General features: G+C 51.8%; 11 protein-coding genes and 1 other RNA gene. 7 read left to right on the plus strand and 5 right to left on the minus strand.

Annotation, left to right across the window (positions count from 1 at the left end):
* The first annotated feature begins 296 nt into the window (after positions 1-296).
* From DZC79_RS04015 to DZC79_RS04025, 3 genes are read left to right on the plus strand one after another with little or no spacing between them, the layout of a single operon-like run.
* Positions 297-1040 (plus strand): lysophospholipid acyltransferase family protein, encoded by a 744-nt coding sequence (locus DZC79_RS04015; RefSeq protein WP_157976907.1) that lies wholly within the window; start codon positions 297-299, stop codon positions 1038-1040.
* Between the two features lie 16 nt (positions 1041-1056).
* On the plus strand, positions 1057-1833 hold the full coding sequence (locus tag DZC79_RS04020) for a Rossmann-like and DUF2520 domain-containing protein (protein ID WP_118950269.1): 777 nt from the start codon (positions 1057-1059) through the stop codon (positions 1831-1833).
* A gap of 15 nt (positions 1834-1848) precedes the next feature.
* Positions 1849-2346, plus strand: a complete 498-nt coding sequence (locus DZC79_RS04025; protein WP_118950270.1) for a KdsC family phosphatase — start codon at positions 1849-1851, stop codon at positions 2344-2346.
* Positions 2347-2441: 95 nt separating this feature from the next.
* Here DZC79_RS04025 and DZC79_RS04030 read toward each other — a convergent pair whose 3' ends face one another.
* From DZC79_RS04030 to DZC79_RS04045, 4 genes are all read right to left on the minus strand, one after another.
* Entirely contained in the window at positions 2442-3038 is a 597-nt protein-coding gene (locus DZC79_RS04030) for an HPP family protein (protein ID WP_118950271.1), read from the minus strand.
* Between the two features lie 36 nt (positions 3039-3074).
* Positions 3075-3440, minus strand: an RNA gene (gene rnpB / locus DZC79_RS04035) — RNase P RNA component class A.
* Positions 3441-3937: 497 nt separating this feature from the next.
* On the minus strand, positions 3938-5497 hold the full coding sequence (gene lepB / locus DZC79_RS04040) for a signal peptidase I (RefSeq protein WP_198666764.1): 1560 nt from the start codon (positions 5495-5497) through the stop codon (positions 3938-3940).
* Positions 5498-5651: 154 nt separating this feature from the next.
* On the minus strand, positions 5652-6434 hold the full coding sequence (locus DZC79_RS04045; protein WP_118950273.1) for a hypothetical protein: 783 nt from the start codon (positions 6432-6434) through the stop codon (positions 5652-5654).
* Positions 6435-6717: 283 nt separating this feature from the next.
* Between DZC79_RS04045 and DZC79_RS04050 the strand changes: the two genes are divergently transcribed.
* Positions 6718-6918, plus strand: a complete 201-nt coding sequence (locus tag DZC79_RS04050; protein WP_118950274.1) for a hypothetical protein — start codon at positions 6718-6720, stop codon at positions 6916-6918.
* A gap of 72 nt (positions 6919-6990) precedes the next feature.
* Here the strand turns inward: DZC79_RS04050 and DZC79_RS04055 are convergent, their stop codons facing one another.
* Positions 6991-9783: a 2-oxoglutarate dehydrogenase E1 component gene (locus DZC79_RS04055; protein ID WP_118950275.1), complete on the minus strand. Its 2793-nt coding sequence runs from the start codon at positions 9781-9783 to the stop codon at positions 6991-6993.
* A gap of 347 nt (positions 9784-10130) precedes the next feature.
* On the opposite strand from DZC79_RS04055, the gene DZC79_RS04060 reads away from it, so the two are divergent.
* The 3 genes from DZC79_RS04060 to DZC79_RS04070 all read left to right on the plus strand — a co-directional run bounded on the left by DZC79_RS04060 (position 10131) and on the right by DZC79_RS04070 (position 15198).
* Entirely contained in the window at positions 10131-10766 is a 636-nt protein-coding gene (locus tag DZC79_RS04060) for a porin family protein (protein ID WP_118950276.1), read from the plus strand.
* Between the two features lie 154 nt (positions 10767-10920).
* Positions 10921-11568 (plus strand): porin family protein, encoded by a 648-nt coding sequence (locus DZC79_RS04065; RefSeq protein WP_157976908.1) that lies wholly within the window; start codon positions 10921-10923, stop codon positions 11566-11568.
* Positions 11569-11736: 168 nt separating this feature from the next.
* Positions 11737-15198, plus strand: a complete 3462-nt coding sequence (locus tag DZC79_RS04070) for a hypothetical protein (RefSeq protein ID WP_198666765.1) — start codon at positions 11737-11739, stop codon at positions 15196-15198.
* The last annotated feature ends 32 nt before the right edge of the window (positions 15199-15230 follow it).

A 15230-nucleotide genomic window follows, 5' to 3' on the forward strand; every position in this document is an offset into this window, starting at 1 on the left:
AGTTAAGAATCTCTAGTAGGGTGGCGGCGCCCTTCCACCCGCTGTCCTGCAGCATACCGATACTTGCAGCACAGCTACCAGGGAAGCGTTTCTAAATGTTTGATTTACTTATTATTAAGAAAGGTTGCTTTGTTATAAAGGTTGGGTGAAAAACGGTTATAAATGTGGTTCCTACATCTATATGTGGTGAAAGGGATGAACAAAATGGGACGGATGCCGCGGCAAATGAAAGCATGGAAAAAGGACAAGGTAGAATCGCCGGACCTTACTACCTTTGCCGCTCTATTCAAAAGAGAATGAATATTTTCAAAAGAATTGCCGGGCATCTGTATTTCTTTGCCGGGATGATCCTGTTCGTAGCGACAATGTTGGTCGTGATGTTGCCGGCAGGTATCGCCTTGTTCTTCCCCGAGCCGCGAAGAGCCCGCATCATTCACCCCACCTATAAAATATGGATGAGCATTTTTCTGCCCCTGGTAGGTTGCCCGGTGAGGCGTAAAGGGAAGCATCATTTTAAAAAGGGTGAAAATTATGTCGTGGTAGTCAATCACAATTCTCTTGTTGATATCCCGGTATCCACACCCTGGATCCCTGGTCCCAATAAAACATTGGCTAAAGTGGAAATGGCCCGGATTCCCCTGTTTGGCATTATATACCGGGCCGGTTCGATCCTGGTCGACCGCAAGGCCGATGCCAGCCGTAAGGAAAGCTTTACCCGTATGCAGGAAACACTGAGGCTGGGCATTCACCTGTGCCTGTATCCAGAAGGTACCCGGAACAAATCAACAGCGCCGCTGCAACCTTTTTACGACGGCGCCTTTATTGCAGCGATCCGCGCGCAAAAGCCGATCGTGCCCGCCGTGATCTTCGGTACAAAAGAAATATTACCCAACAAGCCCAAGCTTTGGGCGCGGCCGAAGACCATCCGTTACCATTTCCTGGAGCCGATACCCACCAAAGGACTTTCGATGAGCGACCGGCACGAGCTGAAGGAAAAGGTATTCCGGATCATGGAAAGCTATATCATACAACACGCTTAACGTTTTTCTATCCCCCATGCGTATCGTCTTTATCGGTTCCGGCAACATCGCCCATTTCTTTGCTACCCGGCTGCAGCGCAAGGGACACGACCTCGTCCAGGTGTACAGCCGCGATGCCGGCCATGCTGCGGCCCTGGCTGCACTTTGCGGAATGCCTTCCGTGACAACGGAACTTTCAGACATCGACCATAGTGCTGACGCCTATATCCTGGCTATAAAAGATGACGCCTTGCCTGAGGTGGCCCGGCAGTTGCGCTTCGACGGAAAAGTAGTGATCCACTGCGCAGGCGCGCTTCCCCTGGAGGCCATTGCCGGCACTGCCGGTGACCTGGCGGTGATCTGGTCCCTGTATTCGGTCAAAAAGGCCAACCTGCCACAAAGCGACGAGGTGCCCCTGGTTGTGGAGGCCAATACCGGCAGGGCCCGGGAAACAGCCCTGGCCCTGGCCCGCGATATTTCCGGCACGGTGCTGGAAACAGATTATACCCGCCGGCAGATGCTGCACCTCAATGCCGTATTCGCCAATAACTTTACCAATCACCTGCTGGCGATTGCGCAAAAGATCAGCGAGATCCATCAGCTGCCTTTTGAGATATTGCAGCCGATCATCCGTCAGACCCTGGAGCAGACGGCCCGGGTACTGCCTGCCGAAAGCCAGACTGGTCCTGCCGTACGGCACGACGAGGCTACCATATCCCGGCACCTGGCTTTGCTGGAAGATCATCCCGAATGGCAGCAGGTATATGCCGGCATTACGGCGTCCATACAGCAGATGAATCCTTCCCGTTCTTAAAGCACCCTTTACCTTATGAATGTTCTTGAATTATTTGAAGCGATAAAAGTATTTGTATTCGATATCGACGGCGTGCTCACCGATGGCATGCTGCATGTGCAGGAAGACGGGGAGCTGCTGCGCCGTATGAATATCAAGGATGGCTACGCCTTACAGCTGGCTATTAAAAAAGGATATAAGGTATGGGTGATCTCGGGAGGGAAGACCCTCGCCGTACGGAACCGGCTGGATAAGCTGGGCGTGACGGAAGTGCATGTAGCTATAGAAGACAAGCTGGGCCTGCTGCGCAGCCTGATGGCCGCCGGAGGGCACCGTGCAGAAGAACTGCTGTACATGGGCGACGATATGCCCGACAAGGCCTCGATGCTGCTGTGCGGGCTGCGTGCTTGTCCGGCCGATGCCGTGGGCGATATCAAACAGATCGCGCATTATATCTCCCCGCTGAAAGGCGGCGCCGGCTGCGTGCGCGATGTGATCGAAAAGGTGATGAAAATTAACGGGCATTGGGAATAGCGCTGTTGCGCGTAGAGCCGTTGCATGCAACGGCTCTACAGGAGATGTGAATTTTTTACATGCCTGTTATGCTACGCATAGCAGGCTGTATTTTTTTAATCCCTGTTGCGATTGAGGACACCCCTGATATAAGAGGTGAAACGGTTGGTGGTCGGGTAGCGGCGGTGCGGTGTCATATTGTTGAAGAGCAGCGCCATCAGCAGCAGGATGCAGGCGCCGGTCAGCACGGGCGATAGTACAAACAGGTAGCCCATAGCCTTTATTTTTTCACCGCTGGACACGGCGATCAGGGCGGTGGCGCCACCAGGCGGATGCAAGGTTTTGGTCACCTGCATCAGTACAATCGAGATAGCCACTGCGAGCGGCGCCGTCAGCCAGATGATATCGGGCAGCAGTTGGGCCACGGTCACGCCCGCCAGGGCCGATACGAGGTGCCCCCCGATAAGGTTGCGCGGCTGGGCCAGCGGGCTTTGAATAGCGCCATAGACCAGCACGCTCGAAGCGCCGAACGACCCGATAAGGAAAATATTTTCGAGGCGGCTCAGCTGCAGGCTCTGCAGGAAAGCGATGATACCAATGCCGGCAAAAGCGCCGATAAAGGACCAGAAATGCTCGCGGTAGTCAACCAGCGTTTCTTTGTAGATCACGTAGCGGGATACCCGCAATCCTCTTTTGATCTTCTTGCGGACCATATCGCCGTTCTAAAAGCTTCAGATGAATATTGGAAAAAAACTACAAACCCTGTAAGCCGGATTTTGTCCGCCGCAAGCGGCGGTGCTGCCATTTATCTGGGTGTTACCTCGCGGCAACACTCTATCTGCCTACCCGCAGGCATCGGACGAGCAGCCCTCAATCGCCTGCCTATTGGGCATTTCATCACGCAAGGCTTGCCCATAATTGCAGTTACCTGCAACTATCGTGCGCTCTTACCGCACATTTTCACCCTTACCCCTCGACAAGCTCGGGGCGGTTATTTTCTGTGGCGCTGTCTGTATTCCCTTTGCAGGGAACCCCATCCGTTAGGTGGTGCGTCGCTCTGTGCTGTCCGGACTTTCCTCTCTTCCTTTCGGAACAGCGGCAGCACGGGTTTGTAGCGGCGCAAAGATAAGTTTAATTTTTCTCGTGGTACGGGTTACTTTCCGCTGCGGCACGATGCACCAGTTTGGGAGTAGTAAAAAAGAAGACTTCTCTTCCTTATATTTATTGCTCACTAAGGCAATGGCTTTAGAAGGAAAAATGAAACATGACTGTTTATGTCTCCATCGACTGTGATAAAGCACTTGGGATCCTTCTCTTCGCATGCTTCGCAAGCTGCGATCAGGATGACAATAGGGAGTCTACCGTTAGCACAAAGCTAAAAACATCTCATTGTCATGCTGACATCTGCGGGCGCCATGGAAGCATCTCTGTTGCTGTCGCACTTTGTTTGACAATAAATATGTTTTGGGCGCTGACAAGCAGTATTGCTTTATAACGCATTGTCCCCCTGAGCGTAGTCGAAAGGTGGAAAGAGCAGTCTTCTTTTCAAAAGAAGACTGCTCTTTCCGCTGCGTTTTTGTGCCGCCGCGAGAAATACAATAAGGGAAAAACGTTACTGCTGTAAAGCGCCAACACCCCTGAACAAGCGATCCCAGCGGATGCCATTCTTTGTTGTATAGGAGCTGGGGCCGTCTTCGCCATCGCCGCCATAGCTCAGCCATACAAAGGAGGCTTTGCCCACGATATGATCTGCGGGTACAAATCCCCAGAAACGGGAGTCCTCCGAATTATGGCGGTTATCCCCCATCATCCAGTAGTAGTTCATCTTAAAGGTATATTGCGTTGCCGGCTTGCCATTGAGGTAGTAGCGGCCGTCGCGTATGTCGAGCCGGTTCTTTTCATAAGTACGGATGGCGCGGGCGTACAAGGCCAGGGTGGCGGGATTCAGGTCGATGGTTGTGCCTTTGCCCGGGATCAGGATAGGACCGTAATTGTCCTGGTTCCAGGGATACAGGTCCTTGTTTTGCGGAAAGGTAGCCCTTCCGCTGCCGTCAAGATAACCTTTTGGCTCTGTGAAAAGTGTTACAGCGGCGACTTTGGATAGTTGGGCTATTGCTGCAGCTGTTTGCTGCTCCATTTCAAGTATGAGGTTACCTGCCTGATCGGTGCCCTTGTAAAGAATATGCTGCTCTTCTGTATAATCGGGCGACAGGTAAAAGCCGCTTTGGGCCTGTACCCTATAGTCGGTACGCTGGTGCGGGAAGCTATTGCCCTTTACACCGTTGACATACAGCAGCCCGTCCCTGATCTCTACCTGGTCGCCAGGTATGCCCACACAGCGCTTGATAAAGTGCTCCTTCTTATCTACGGGTCTGGTCAGGATACTGGTACGGCGCCATACGGTCTCCCGGCCTTCATTGCGGACAGCGGCGTAGTAGTCGCGGCCGGGGGCATCGGCCATTGCGGTATCATTATGCGGTACATTGAACACAACGATGTCGTAGCGTTTTACTTTGCCCATTCCCGGCAGGCGATGGTAATCCCATTGTACCAGGTCGCTGTAAGACCGGCCGCCGGTGAGCGGAAGCGTATTGTGCACCAGGGGCACAGCCAGCGGTGTCATCGGCATGCGGGCGCCATAGGCCGATTTGCTGACGAACAGGTAATCGTTGGTGAGCAAAGTGCCTTCCATAGAACCGGAAGGAATGGTATAGCCTTCGATAAAGAAAGTGCGGATGATGGTAGCGGCCACTACGGCAAAGGCTGCGGCATCAACCCATTCGCGTACCAGCTTGCGTGGTCCCTGTACCGGGATCAGGCGGGAAGGCGCCTGGTATTGGTCCTTACGGTTGAAGCCGATATAGAGGAAATAGGCAAAGGGCGCTACAGCGGTAAGCGCCTGCTGGTAGAACTTCGTCTTACCGAAGCAGCGGACAAACTCAAGGAAAATACCTATGGTGAAAATATAACCCAGGAAAGGGATCAGCTGGGCGGCGATCCACCACTTGGGGCGCCGGGTAAGCCGCAGCATATGCCAGGTGTTGAGCACCGGGATCAGCGCCAGCCAGGCGGGTATGCCGGCTTTCTGAAACATCTTGTACAGCCCGATCACAGGCAATACAAAGGCGATAAAGATAAACGCAAGGGTAAGCGGGAGCTGACTCCATTCCATAGCAGGGAAATTTAAAGGTGGACAATAGGACCAGAACTTAAAATTAACGTGCTCCGGAGGCTGATGGCTTGTGTTAACTATCTTCTTCGGTAAAAAATAGGCGAACGGGCAGAGAGGAACGGTAAACATACTGCCGGGAAGATGATGCCCGGGATCAATCCGGTAGCGCCAGCTGATCCAGGTTGGCTTGAATAAAGTCGTAGAGCTTATTGGTCAGCAGTTCCCGGCTGGCCAGGAAAAAACGGCGGGCGGCCTGGTAGTCTTTATCCTTGTTCAAGGCCTTGTAAAAGGCCGGTCCCTGCTGATGCGTTTCTTCATGCTCGTTGTAGATATCCCTGGCCATGCGTAGCGCGGCTGCGAGGTTGGACTGATCCAGTACCTGCATCTGCGTCACAGCCAGATCGAGATTATAGAACAAGGCATTTTCAAAGCCTTCGGAATCTTCAAAGCGCAGCCACTCCGTTAGTGCCAGCACACAGCGCGAAGGTTCATTCAGCTGCAGCAGGAGCTCTTCGGCCAGCCAGGGATGTTCATAATAGCCTACCGATTTCCAGTCACGCTTCAGCTGTGCTTTCTTTTCGACAAGCGTCGCCAGCTGTTCCACCGCCTCTTTCTTATTGTTTCGGTATTTGTGCAGGAGATAGACCGGCAGTGGCTGTGGTACGCCGTCGACCAGGCGGAAGTCGTCCAGTATCTGGTCTATGGCTCGTCCGGCATCATACTTATACTCCTCCAGGTAGGGTAGAACGTTTTCTTCCGGCAGCCTTACGAAATCTGTGGTGACGCGAAGCATTTTCTCTTTAAAGCGCGCCGAAGCCTGCGCCACATCGCCCCCGGTTTGATCCAGCAGGTCCAGGCCTTCCTGGATACCCATGCACAGCTGCTCCCGTAGCTGCTTTACCTTTTGTATGTATTCTTTTTTAGATCCGCGCTGCATTTCCTCTTCCGTTTTCAGGGAAACTGATCAATGTGCTGTTCAATATTGGTATAGCGTTGAAATGTTCTCCGGCCGCCGCTTTCCGTAAAGTGTCCAGACGGATGTCTCAAAGTTATTGGTTTATTCCCTTTCGCAATGCATGAGCTGCTCCGAAAAATATGGCTGTTTACGGGGATATCCTTTGTATGCGCCATTCCTATTTTTGTATTCATCTGCAGATGGCGTGAAGGGATTGCCGAAAACCTTGGACAGAGTAGGCGGGAAATATAAAATGAACATTTAAATGAAAAAGCAAGCAAAGCAAATGGCATCGATCAAGGCCTTAAGCGAAATGGACATGCAACAGATTACCGGCGGTACGGCCGATTTCTCCGATGTGCAAGGTGGCGTATCTTCAACGGATGAAATGTGGAGCACGACACCAACATGCTTTGGCAATCCTGACGGCGGTGATTTCTTTTGCTATTATATGAAGCTTAATTAAAAGCCTCCTTCAGAAAAAAACAGGCATAGCTCCTAATAGCTATGCCTGTACTTTTATTTAGGTTATTAACGGTTATACGGCAAACGCTTCGTTCACCAGCATCGCCTGTTCCTGCACATGCTTGCGGGCAAAGCCGGTAGCGGTGGCAGCGCTGGCCTGGCGGGTCAGGTAGCCGATATTGATGTTTTCCAGGTTCATCTTCAGGAAAGAGGCTGCGCCCATGTTGCGGGGCTCTTCCTGCACCCACAGCCATTGTGCCGACCGGTACTTTTCATACAGGGCATTCAGCTGCTGCTGGGGCAGGGGGAACAGCTGTTCCAGCCTGATGATAGCGATATCCTCGCGGTTATCGTTCAGTTGCTTTTCGCTCAGGTCGAAATAGATCTTGCCGCTGCAGAGCAATACGCGCTTCACCCTGGATACATCTTTCACGTTGGGATCGTCGATCACCTCGCGGAAACCGCCCTGGGTAAACTCCGCTACGGCCGAGTAGGAGCGCACGTGGCGCAGGTTGGCCTTGGGCGAGAAGTTGATCATCGGTATGCGGAAGGGCAGTGTCAGCTGACGGCGCAGGGCATGGAAGAAATTGGCAGCAGTAGTAATGTTGGTGATGAACACATTGTTCTCAGCAGCTTGCTGCAGGAAGCGTTCCAGGCGGGCGCTGGAGTGGTCGGGACCACCACCTTCATAGCCATGGGGCAGCAACATGACAAGACCGTTCTGCGTGGTCCATTTCTGCTCGGCGCTGGTGATGTACTGATCGATCACGATCTGTGCGCCATTCATAAAGTCGCCATACTGGGCTTCCCACAACACAAGGTTGTTGGGGTTGGCCATGCCGTAGCCGTACTCAAATCCCAGCACCGCATATTCGCTCAGCAGGGAATTGTAGATATAGAACCGGCCCTGGTCTTCGGAGAAGTGATTGAGCCTGCTGTATTCCTTATTGGTATTCTCGTCCATAATGCAGGCATGACGATGGGAGAAAGTACCACGTTTTACGTCTTCGCCGCTTAAGCGCACATCATGCCCTTTCACCAGCAGGCTGGCATAGGCCAGCAGCTCGCCGGTAGCCCAGTCGATCTTGTTCTCGGCCTCGAGCAGCTTGGTCTTGTCAATCAGCAGCTTTTCCACTTTGCGCAGCGGCTTGAAGTTTTCGGGGAAGCTCATCAGCTTATTGAACAGCTCACGCACTTCGGCCTCAGATATAGCGGTATCGGGCGACTGAACAAAGTCTTCATTTTTAGACTTGCGCAGCTCCTGCCATTTCTTTTCCGGCTCTTGGTAAGTATAAGGAATGGGTTTTTGCTTGATCTCGTCCAGGCGGGCCTGCAGCTCATTCCAGAACTTCTGCTCCATTTCCTTGGCCATGTCTTTGGCTTCCGGCTCGCCATTGTCCAGCAGGTATTGGGTATAAACCTCGCGGGGATTGGGATGCTTTTCGATAAGGGCATACAGGCCGGGCTGGGTAAACTTAGGCTCATCGCCTTCGTTGTGGCCATGCTTGCGGTAGCACACCATATCGATAAAGATATCTTCGTTGAATTCCTGGCGGTAGTTGATCGCAAAAATAGCAGCCTTTACTACGGCTTCCGGATCGTCGCCGTTAACGTGCAGCACGGGAGCATGCACCATGGCCGCGAGGCTGGTACAGTAGTCGGCCGAACGGGCATCGTCGAAATCGGTGGTGAAGCCGATCTGGTTGTTGATTACAAAGTGAACGGTACCGCCTACTTCGTAGCCTTTCAACTTGCTCATCTGCAGCAGCTCATAGATCACGCCCTGGCCGGCTACAGCAGCATCGCCATGGATCAGGATAGGCAATATTTTATCGTAATCGCTGCCATACAGCACATCGGCTTTGGCGCGGGAGAAGCCGGCAACAATGGGATCCACTACCTCTAGGTGCGAGGGGTTGGGCAGCAATTGTACATTTACCGTCTTGGCCGAAGGCGTTTGAATATTGCTGCGGAAACCCAGGTGGTATTTCACGTCGCCGCTGCCCATAGTCATATCGGTGGGCATATTGCCCTCAAATTCGGAAAAGATCTGGTCGTAGGTCTTCCGCATGATATTGGTGAGCACATTCAGGCGACCGCGGTGCGCCATGCCGATCACGACTTCCTGCACGCCGCCGTCGGCAGCGGTATTGATCATGGCATCAAGCGCCGGGATCATGCTTTCACCGCCTTCCAGGCCAAAACGTTTCTGGCCGATGAATTTGGTGTTGAGGAATTTTTCAAAGATCACACCGTAGTTCAGCTTTTCCAGGATACGCTTCTGCTCTGGCAGCGTAAACTTCTGCTCCATCAGCTCTTCAAAGCGGTTCTGCACCCACATATGCGCCTCCATGCGGTTCATGTAGGTGTACTGGATGCCGATATTGCCTGCATAGATCCGATGCAGCTTGGCGTAGATATCTTTCAGCTTGGCCTTACCCAGGCCGATAAAGTCGCCGGCGTAAAACTCAGTATCCATATCGGCATCACCCAGGCCAAATTCGGAAAGGTCGAGATGAGGCTTACGGTCGATCCTGGGGCGGATAGGATTAGTCGTTGCAATAAGATGCGCTCTCTTACGATAGGCCCTGATCAGTTCGAATACACCAAATTCCTTCCGCAGATCTACCGGCGCAGCAATTGTTGATCCAAAAGCAACATTGGCCGCTGTGGCTTCTTTTTCGGCGCCGGTGGCAGGCGCAGCCTTGGCATGTCCGTTCCCGTTTGTCCTGGTTATTGCAAAATCAAAACCTTCGAAGAACTTCTTCAGTTCGGGGTCAACAGTCTGGGGATTTTTAAGATAGTCGTTGTAGATCGACTCAATATAAGCCGGATGGGAATTGGTAATGTACGAAAAATCTTCCATTTCGTTTAAATAGAGAACTTATTATGATTAATGAATGCAGTTGATGTTACCTTGCCAGGCAAAAACGGGTATTCTTGCCATAAAAGCCCCCAAAGTTACTATAATTGGCTGCATATACCCAACCAAAAAATAAAATTAGGGACTATAGTATCTTTTTCTGAATCTATTAGGAAATCTCCGTGGGGGTAAAGGGAAAATAGCTTGTCTTCCTGTTGCATTTGCTACCTGAATGCTACTATCAGCCTGTATTTCCTGCTTTGGCATGGTTTTTGGTCCAAACTAAACAGGCAGATCAACCGTAACGCAAATTTATTGTTAACCCTGCAAACAACTAAAACAACACGATTATGAAAAAAGGAATCATTCTCGCCGCTATGGCCGTAGCAGCCGCACAATTTGCGCATGCACAGTTAAGCATTAACCCCGAAGCGGGTATCAATATCGCTAATATGAGCCAGAAAATCGGTGGCGACAAAGTGAGCAGCAGCTCTAAAATCGGCTTCAAAGTCGGCGCTATGGTAGACATCGGCATCGTAAAAGGATTTTACATCCAGCCAGGTATTCTGTATTCGGTGAAAGGGACTGAGTTCAAATCATCGTTTCTGAATTCAAGTGCTAAAGTGACCCTCAATTATCTTGAAATACCGCTGAATTTTGCCTACCGTTACGATTTTGATAATGCCGGTGCTGTATTTGCTGCCGTAGGGCCATACATCGGTATCGGTATGAACGGAAAGACTAAAACGGAAGTTGGAGGTGCTTCTACTGAGACCGATATCAAATTCGGCAGCAAAATCGGGGAAACCAAAAAGATCGACTACGGCGCTAACTTCAGTGTCGGCTATATTTCACCCATCGGTCTTTACGTAAGGGCGCAGTATGGCCTGGGTCTGGCTAACCTGTCCAATGCAGACAATACCAGTTCCAAGAACAGGGTATGGGGCTTCTCCCTGGGCTATGCCTTCGAGCTGAATGAAAGATAATTTTTACCTCATCATGGAAGACAAGGACTGCCAACCGGCGGTCCTTGTTATTTAGTGCAATAAACTGTTCTATAGGGAGCGGGTGTTTAAAGCCATTTTTCCCCTTAATTTCGCCGTCATTTTAAAAGTTACCCTTACCAAAATGCAATTGACTATGAAGAAAATGATGCTGACCCTTGCAGCCGGTATAGCAATCAGCAATGCCCAGGCCCAGATCTCCATTGCGCCGGAAGCCGGCCTGAACCTGGCCAATGCTTCTGTTTCGGGCGGCGGCACCAGCATGCGTCCCGGTCTCAAAGCCGGCGCCGTAGTGGAAATTCCTGTTGTGAAAGGATTTTTTATCCAGCCCGGTATCTTTTATACGATGAAAGGTACCCAAAGCGAAGCCTCCGGCAGCTTGGGAGGTATCGTATTCAACGCTAAAGAAAAAATATCGCTGAACTACATCGAAGTGCCGGTCAATTTGGGCTACCGCTATCATGTTGGTAATGCGGGTAGCCTTTTCGTGACCGCAGGACCTTACCTGGGCTATGCCTTGTCGGGTAAGGTGAAGGTTGAAGGTAATGTGGCTGGCTTAGGCGGAACAAGAGAAAGGGATATCGATTTCGGTTCGAAAGAAACCGAAATGAAAGCGCTGGACTTCGGTCTTAATTTCAGCGCCGGCTATCAATTGCCCATTGGCCTTTACGCCCGTGTGCAATATGGCTTCGGCCTCACCAACCTGGCCAATGCCAGCGGTTCCAGCTATAAGAACAATGCGCTGGCCTTTACCCTCGGTTATGCTTTTGCCCTGGGAAAATAAACCGGCATGCTCCCCGGGAAAAATGTTGAAAGCGCTGTTCCTAACCCATGGACAGCGCTTTTCCTTCATCCCGTACGGAAATATTTTCCTACTTTTCGCGTTGTATTTCCGGCGCATTTGTACTTGAAGTCTATATATCGGATCCTGGTTGTATTCCTTATCTTTTGTTTGCCCCGGCATATGTGGGCCCAGGCAAAAGATACCCTGGCGGTGCGCAGCAACCTGCGCAGCAGGGTAGTGTCGGCTGCCCGTCCGGATACGCTCTTTATCGACAGCTTTTCGCTCGACCGCAGCAGCTTCAGGATAGCGGATGTCGCCGATTCCAGCTATACCCTTTATCCCGAGCAGGCCTTCCTGGTGTGGAAGCATCTCCCCCGTACCGATTCGCTGAAGCTGCAGTACCGGGTTTTGCCCTTCCTGTTTACCAGTAAACGAACGCACAAGAGCACGGGCCTTATCGCAACCAATGTTCCCTTTTCTCCTTTCCGTTATTCGCTGGGCGATACGGCCATGAGCGGCTTTGTCGACTTCAGCAGCATCGAATACAATGGGACTTATGGTCGCAGCCTTACTGTCGGCAACAGCCAGGACGTGTCGCTCAATTCCAATTTCAACCTGCAGCTCAACGGGTACATACTCGATAGCGTACGGATAGAAGCGGCCGTTACCGACAACAACATACCTGTTCAGCCAGACGGGAATACCCAGCAGATACAGGAGTTTGACCGTATTTACATCACCTTCGAAAAAGGGAAGCACAAGCTTACCGCAGGCGATTATAACCTTGAACGGCCCAACAGCTATTTCATCAATTTTACCAAGAGGGTGCAGGGGTTGATGTACCAGACCGAGCTGCCTTCCAGCAAAAATGTCCGGAACAAATTCGGGTTGAGCGGATCGATCGCCAAAGGACAGTTTGCACGCAACATTATCCAGGGTATCGAAGGCAACCAGGGGCCTTACAAGCTTACGGGAAACAACGGCGAACAGTTTTTTATCGTGCTGGCCGGTACGGAAAAAGTCTACATCGACGGCATGCTGATGGAGCGGGGGGAGGACCGCGACTACGTGATCAACTACAATACGGGCGAGATCACCTTTATGCCGCGGCAGCTCATTACCAAGGATAAAAGGATACAGTTCGAATTTGAATACCAGGACCGGAATTACCTCAACACGCTTATCTATGCCTACGATGAGCTGCAATTGGGGAATAAATGGAATTTCCGTTTCAATGCCTATTCCAATCAGGATGCCAAAAACCAACCTTATACCCAGAACCTTACCGGGGAGCAAAAACGTTTCCTGGAAGGGATCGGCGACGATATTGACCAGGCTTTCTTCCGCGTGATCAATACGGATACATTCGCGGCCAATAAGATCCTGTATAAAATGGTAGACACCACTGTGAACGGCACGACCTACGACAGCGTCTTCGTTTATTCCACCAATAAGGACAGCGCCCGTTATTCCCTTGGCTTTTCTTATGTAGGAGAGGGTAAAGGCAGCTATATCATTTCGGGGACCAACACCAATGGCCGTTCCTACAGCTGGATCGCCCCGGCGAACGGACAGCTGCAGGGCAACTATGAACCGGTAGTGCTGCTGATCACACCCAAAAAGCAACAGCTGTTTACCCTGGGCTCGACTTACCAGGTCGATTCATTTAAGCGGATCAGCGTGGAGCTGGGCGCCAGCAATTACGCGCCCAACCTTTTTTCCGCGCGGGATAAAGGTGAGCACTGGGGCTTCTCGGGACGGGGCATTTACGATGAGCTCCGGTTTATGGGAAAGAAAGACAGCCTGGGGCGCAAGCCTATAAGCTGGAAAAACCAGCTGAGCTATGAGTTTGTGCAAAGCCGGTTCAAGGCCATTGCGCCGTACCGGAATGTAGAGTTTGCACGGGATTGGAACATCCCGCAGGATGCGGAGCCGGAAGACGAGCATCTCATAGGATACAATACCGAGCTGAAGAAGAACGCATTGGGCAGCCTGCAGTATAACCTTACCTGGTATCAGCGGGGGGCCGATTATAAGGCCAATCGCAATATCGTCAGCCTCAATTACGAGCACAAGCAGGTAAGGGGAAATATTACCTTCAACCTGATGCAGTCCAGCAGCCCTTTTCAGAAAACCTTATACTTCAGGCCATCCGGCTTCCTGGAAAAGACCTTTCCGAAACTGGGCGGGATCACGCTGGGTGCACGTTACCAGAAAGAGCACGACGAGATCCGGTATACACCTACCGACACCCTGATGCCTTCGGCTTTTGCTTTCGATATCTACAACGTTTACCTGAAAAGCAAAGAGGACCGCAAGACGCGGCTGGAGCTCAACTATACCTTGCGCAAAGACATGGCTGTGGTCAATAATGGCTTCAGGGGGCAGAATGAAGGCCATACCATAGATGGGAAGCTTGGCTTGTACCAATGGGCCAATCAGCAGATCACGTTTACCGGCGCTTATCGCAAGCTGTTCATCCATATTCCGTCGCCCGTTGCGCCGGAGCAGGGAGAGAATGTGCTGGGCCGTGTCGAGTATAACGGTACTATAGCTAAGGGTTTCCTGGTACCTTCGCTGCTGTACGAGGTGGGCTCGGGGCAGGAACAGAAGCGGATCTATACCTATGTGGAGGTGCCGGCAGGGCAGGGGATTTATATGTGGAACGATTATAATAAAGATGGCGTACAGCAGGCCAACGAGTTTGAGCTGGCCCTCTATCCCGATCAGAAAAAATACATCAGGCTGATTACGCCTACCAATGAATACACAAAAGTAAACTATGTAATCCTAAACCATTCGCTGCAGCTCAACCCGGAGAACCTGTGGGTGTCTAACGGGAAAAAGAAAGGCTGGCAGCGCTTCGTCAGCCGCTTCTCCGACCAGCTTTCCCTGCAGATCAACAACCGTGTGCTGGCGACGGCCGGCTTTTCCGCCTTCAACCCCTTCGCCGGAAATGTGCAGGATACGAACATCATCGCCAATCTTACCTCTATCAGCAATACCTTTTTCTACAACCGGAGCAGTGCCGTGTGGGGCGGTGAATACACGACTGCTTACAATGCCGGTAAAACGCTGCTGACTTACGGATTGGAGGGAAATAACCTGCTGCGGCATGCCGTAAAGCTGCGGTGGACCTTCCTGAGGTCGCTGACAGGTAACCTGGCTGCCCAAACCGGGGAGAGAAGCTATCGCTCATCGCTGAACGACGGCCGGAGCTACCTGGTGCGGCAGAATAACCTGGAGCCTTCGCTTACCTGGATACTGCGATCGGCCTTCAGGCTTACCGGCGGCTACAAATACGACGATCGCCGGAATAGTCCTGAATATGGCGGCGAGCTGGCGCTGATCCAATCGGCCAACCTGGACGCCCGTCTGACTACTAAAACGCTGGGAACCATCCAGTCGAGAGCGACGTATGCCAACATCCGCTACAGCGGCGCGCCCAATACTTCATTGTCTTTTGTGATGCTGGATGCCTTGCAGAATGGCAGCAACTGGCTTTGGTACCTGAACTGGGAAAGGCGATTGAGCAAGGGGATAGAGCTGTCGCTCGAATATGAAGGCCGGAAGCCCGGCGACAATCCTGTTGTGCATACCGGCCGGATGAGCATAAGGGCCATTTTGTAGACCCCTTTGCTCCTTCCGGTGGCTTGGTATTG

The organism is Taibaiella helva (assembly GCF_003545695.1).
GTDB classification, from domain to species: domain Bacteria; phylum Bacteroidota; class Bacteroidia; order Chitinophagales; family Chitinophagaceae; genus Taibaiella; species Taibaiella helva.

Bases quoted from the DNA above. Each gene is read 5' to 3' on its own strand.
- DZC79_RS04025 (WP_118950270.1), top strand. From the start codon at position 1,849: ATGAATGTTCTTGAATTATTTGAAGCGATAAAAGTATTTGTATTCGAT.
- DZC79_RS04015 (WP_157976907.1), top strand. From the start codon at position 297: ATGAATATTTTCAAAAGAATTGCCGGGCATCTGTATTTCTTTGCCGGG.
- DZC79_RS04050 (WP_118950274.1), top strand. From the start codon at position 6,718: ATGAAAAAGCAAGCAAAGCAAATGGCATCGATCAAGGCCTTAAGCGAA.
- DZC79_RS04065 (WP_157976908.1), top strand. From the start codon at position 10,921: ATGAAGAAAATGATGCTGACCCTTGCAGCCGGTATAGCAATCAGCAAT.
- lepB (WP_198666764.1), bottom strand. From the start codon at position 5,497: ATGGAATGGAGTCAGCTCCCGCTTACCCTTGCGTTTATCTTTATCGCC.
- DZC79_RS04045 (WP_118950273.1), bottom strand. From the start codon at position 6,434: ATGCAGCGCGGATCTAAAAAAGAATACATACAAAAGGTAAAGCAGCTA.
- DZC79_RS04020 (WP_118950269.1), top strand. From the start codon at position 1,057: ATGCGTATCGTCTTTATCGGTTCCGGCAACATCGCCCATTTCTTTGCT.
- DZC79_RS04030 (WP_118950271.1), bottom strand. From the start codon at position 3,038: ATGGTCCGCAAGAAGATCAAAAGAGGATTGCGGGTATCCCGCTACGTG.
- DZC79_RS04060 (WP_118950276.1), top strand. From the start codon at position 10,131: ATGAAAAAAGGAATCATTCTCGCCGCTATGGCCGTAGCAGCCGCACAA.
- DZC79_RS04055 (WP_118950275.1), bottom strand. From the start codon at position 9,783: ATGGAAGATTTTTCGTACATTACCAATTCCCATCCGGCTTATATTGAG.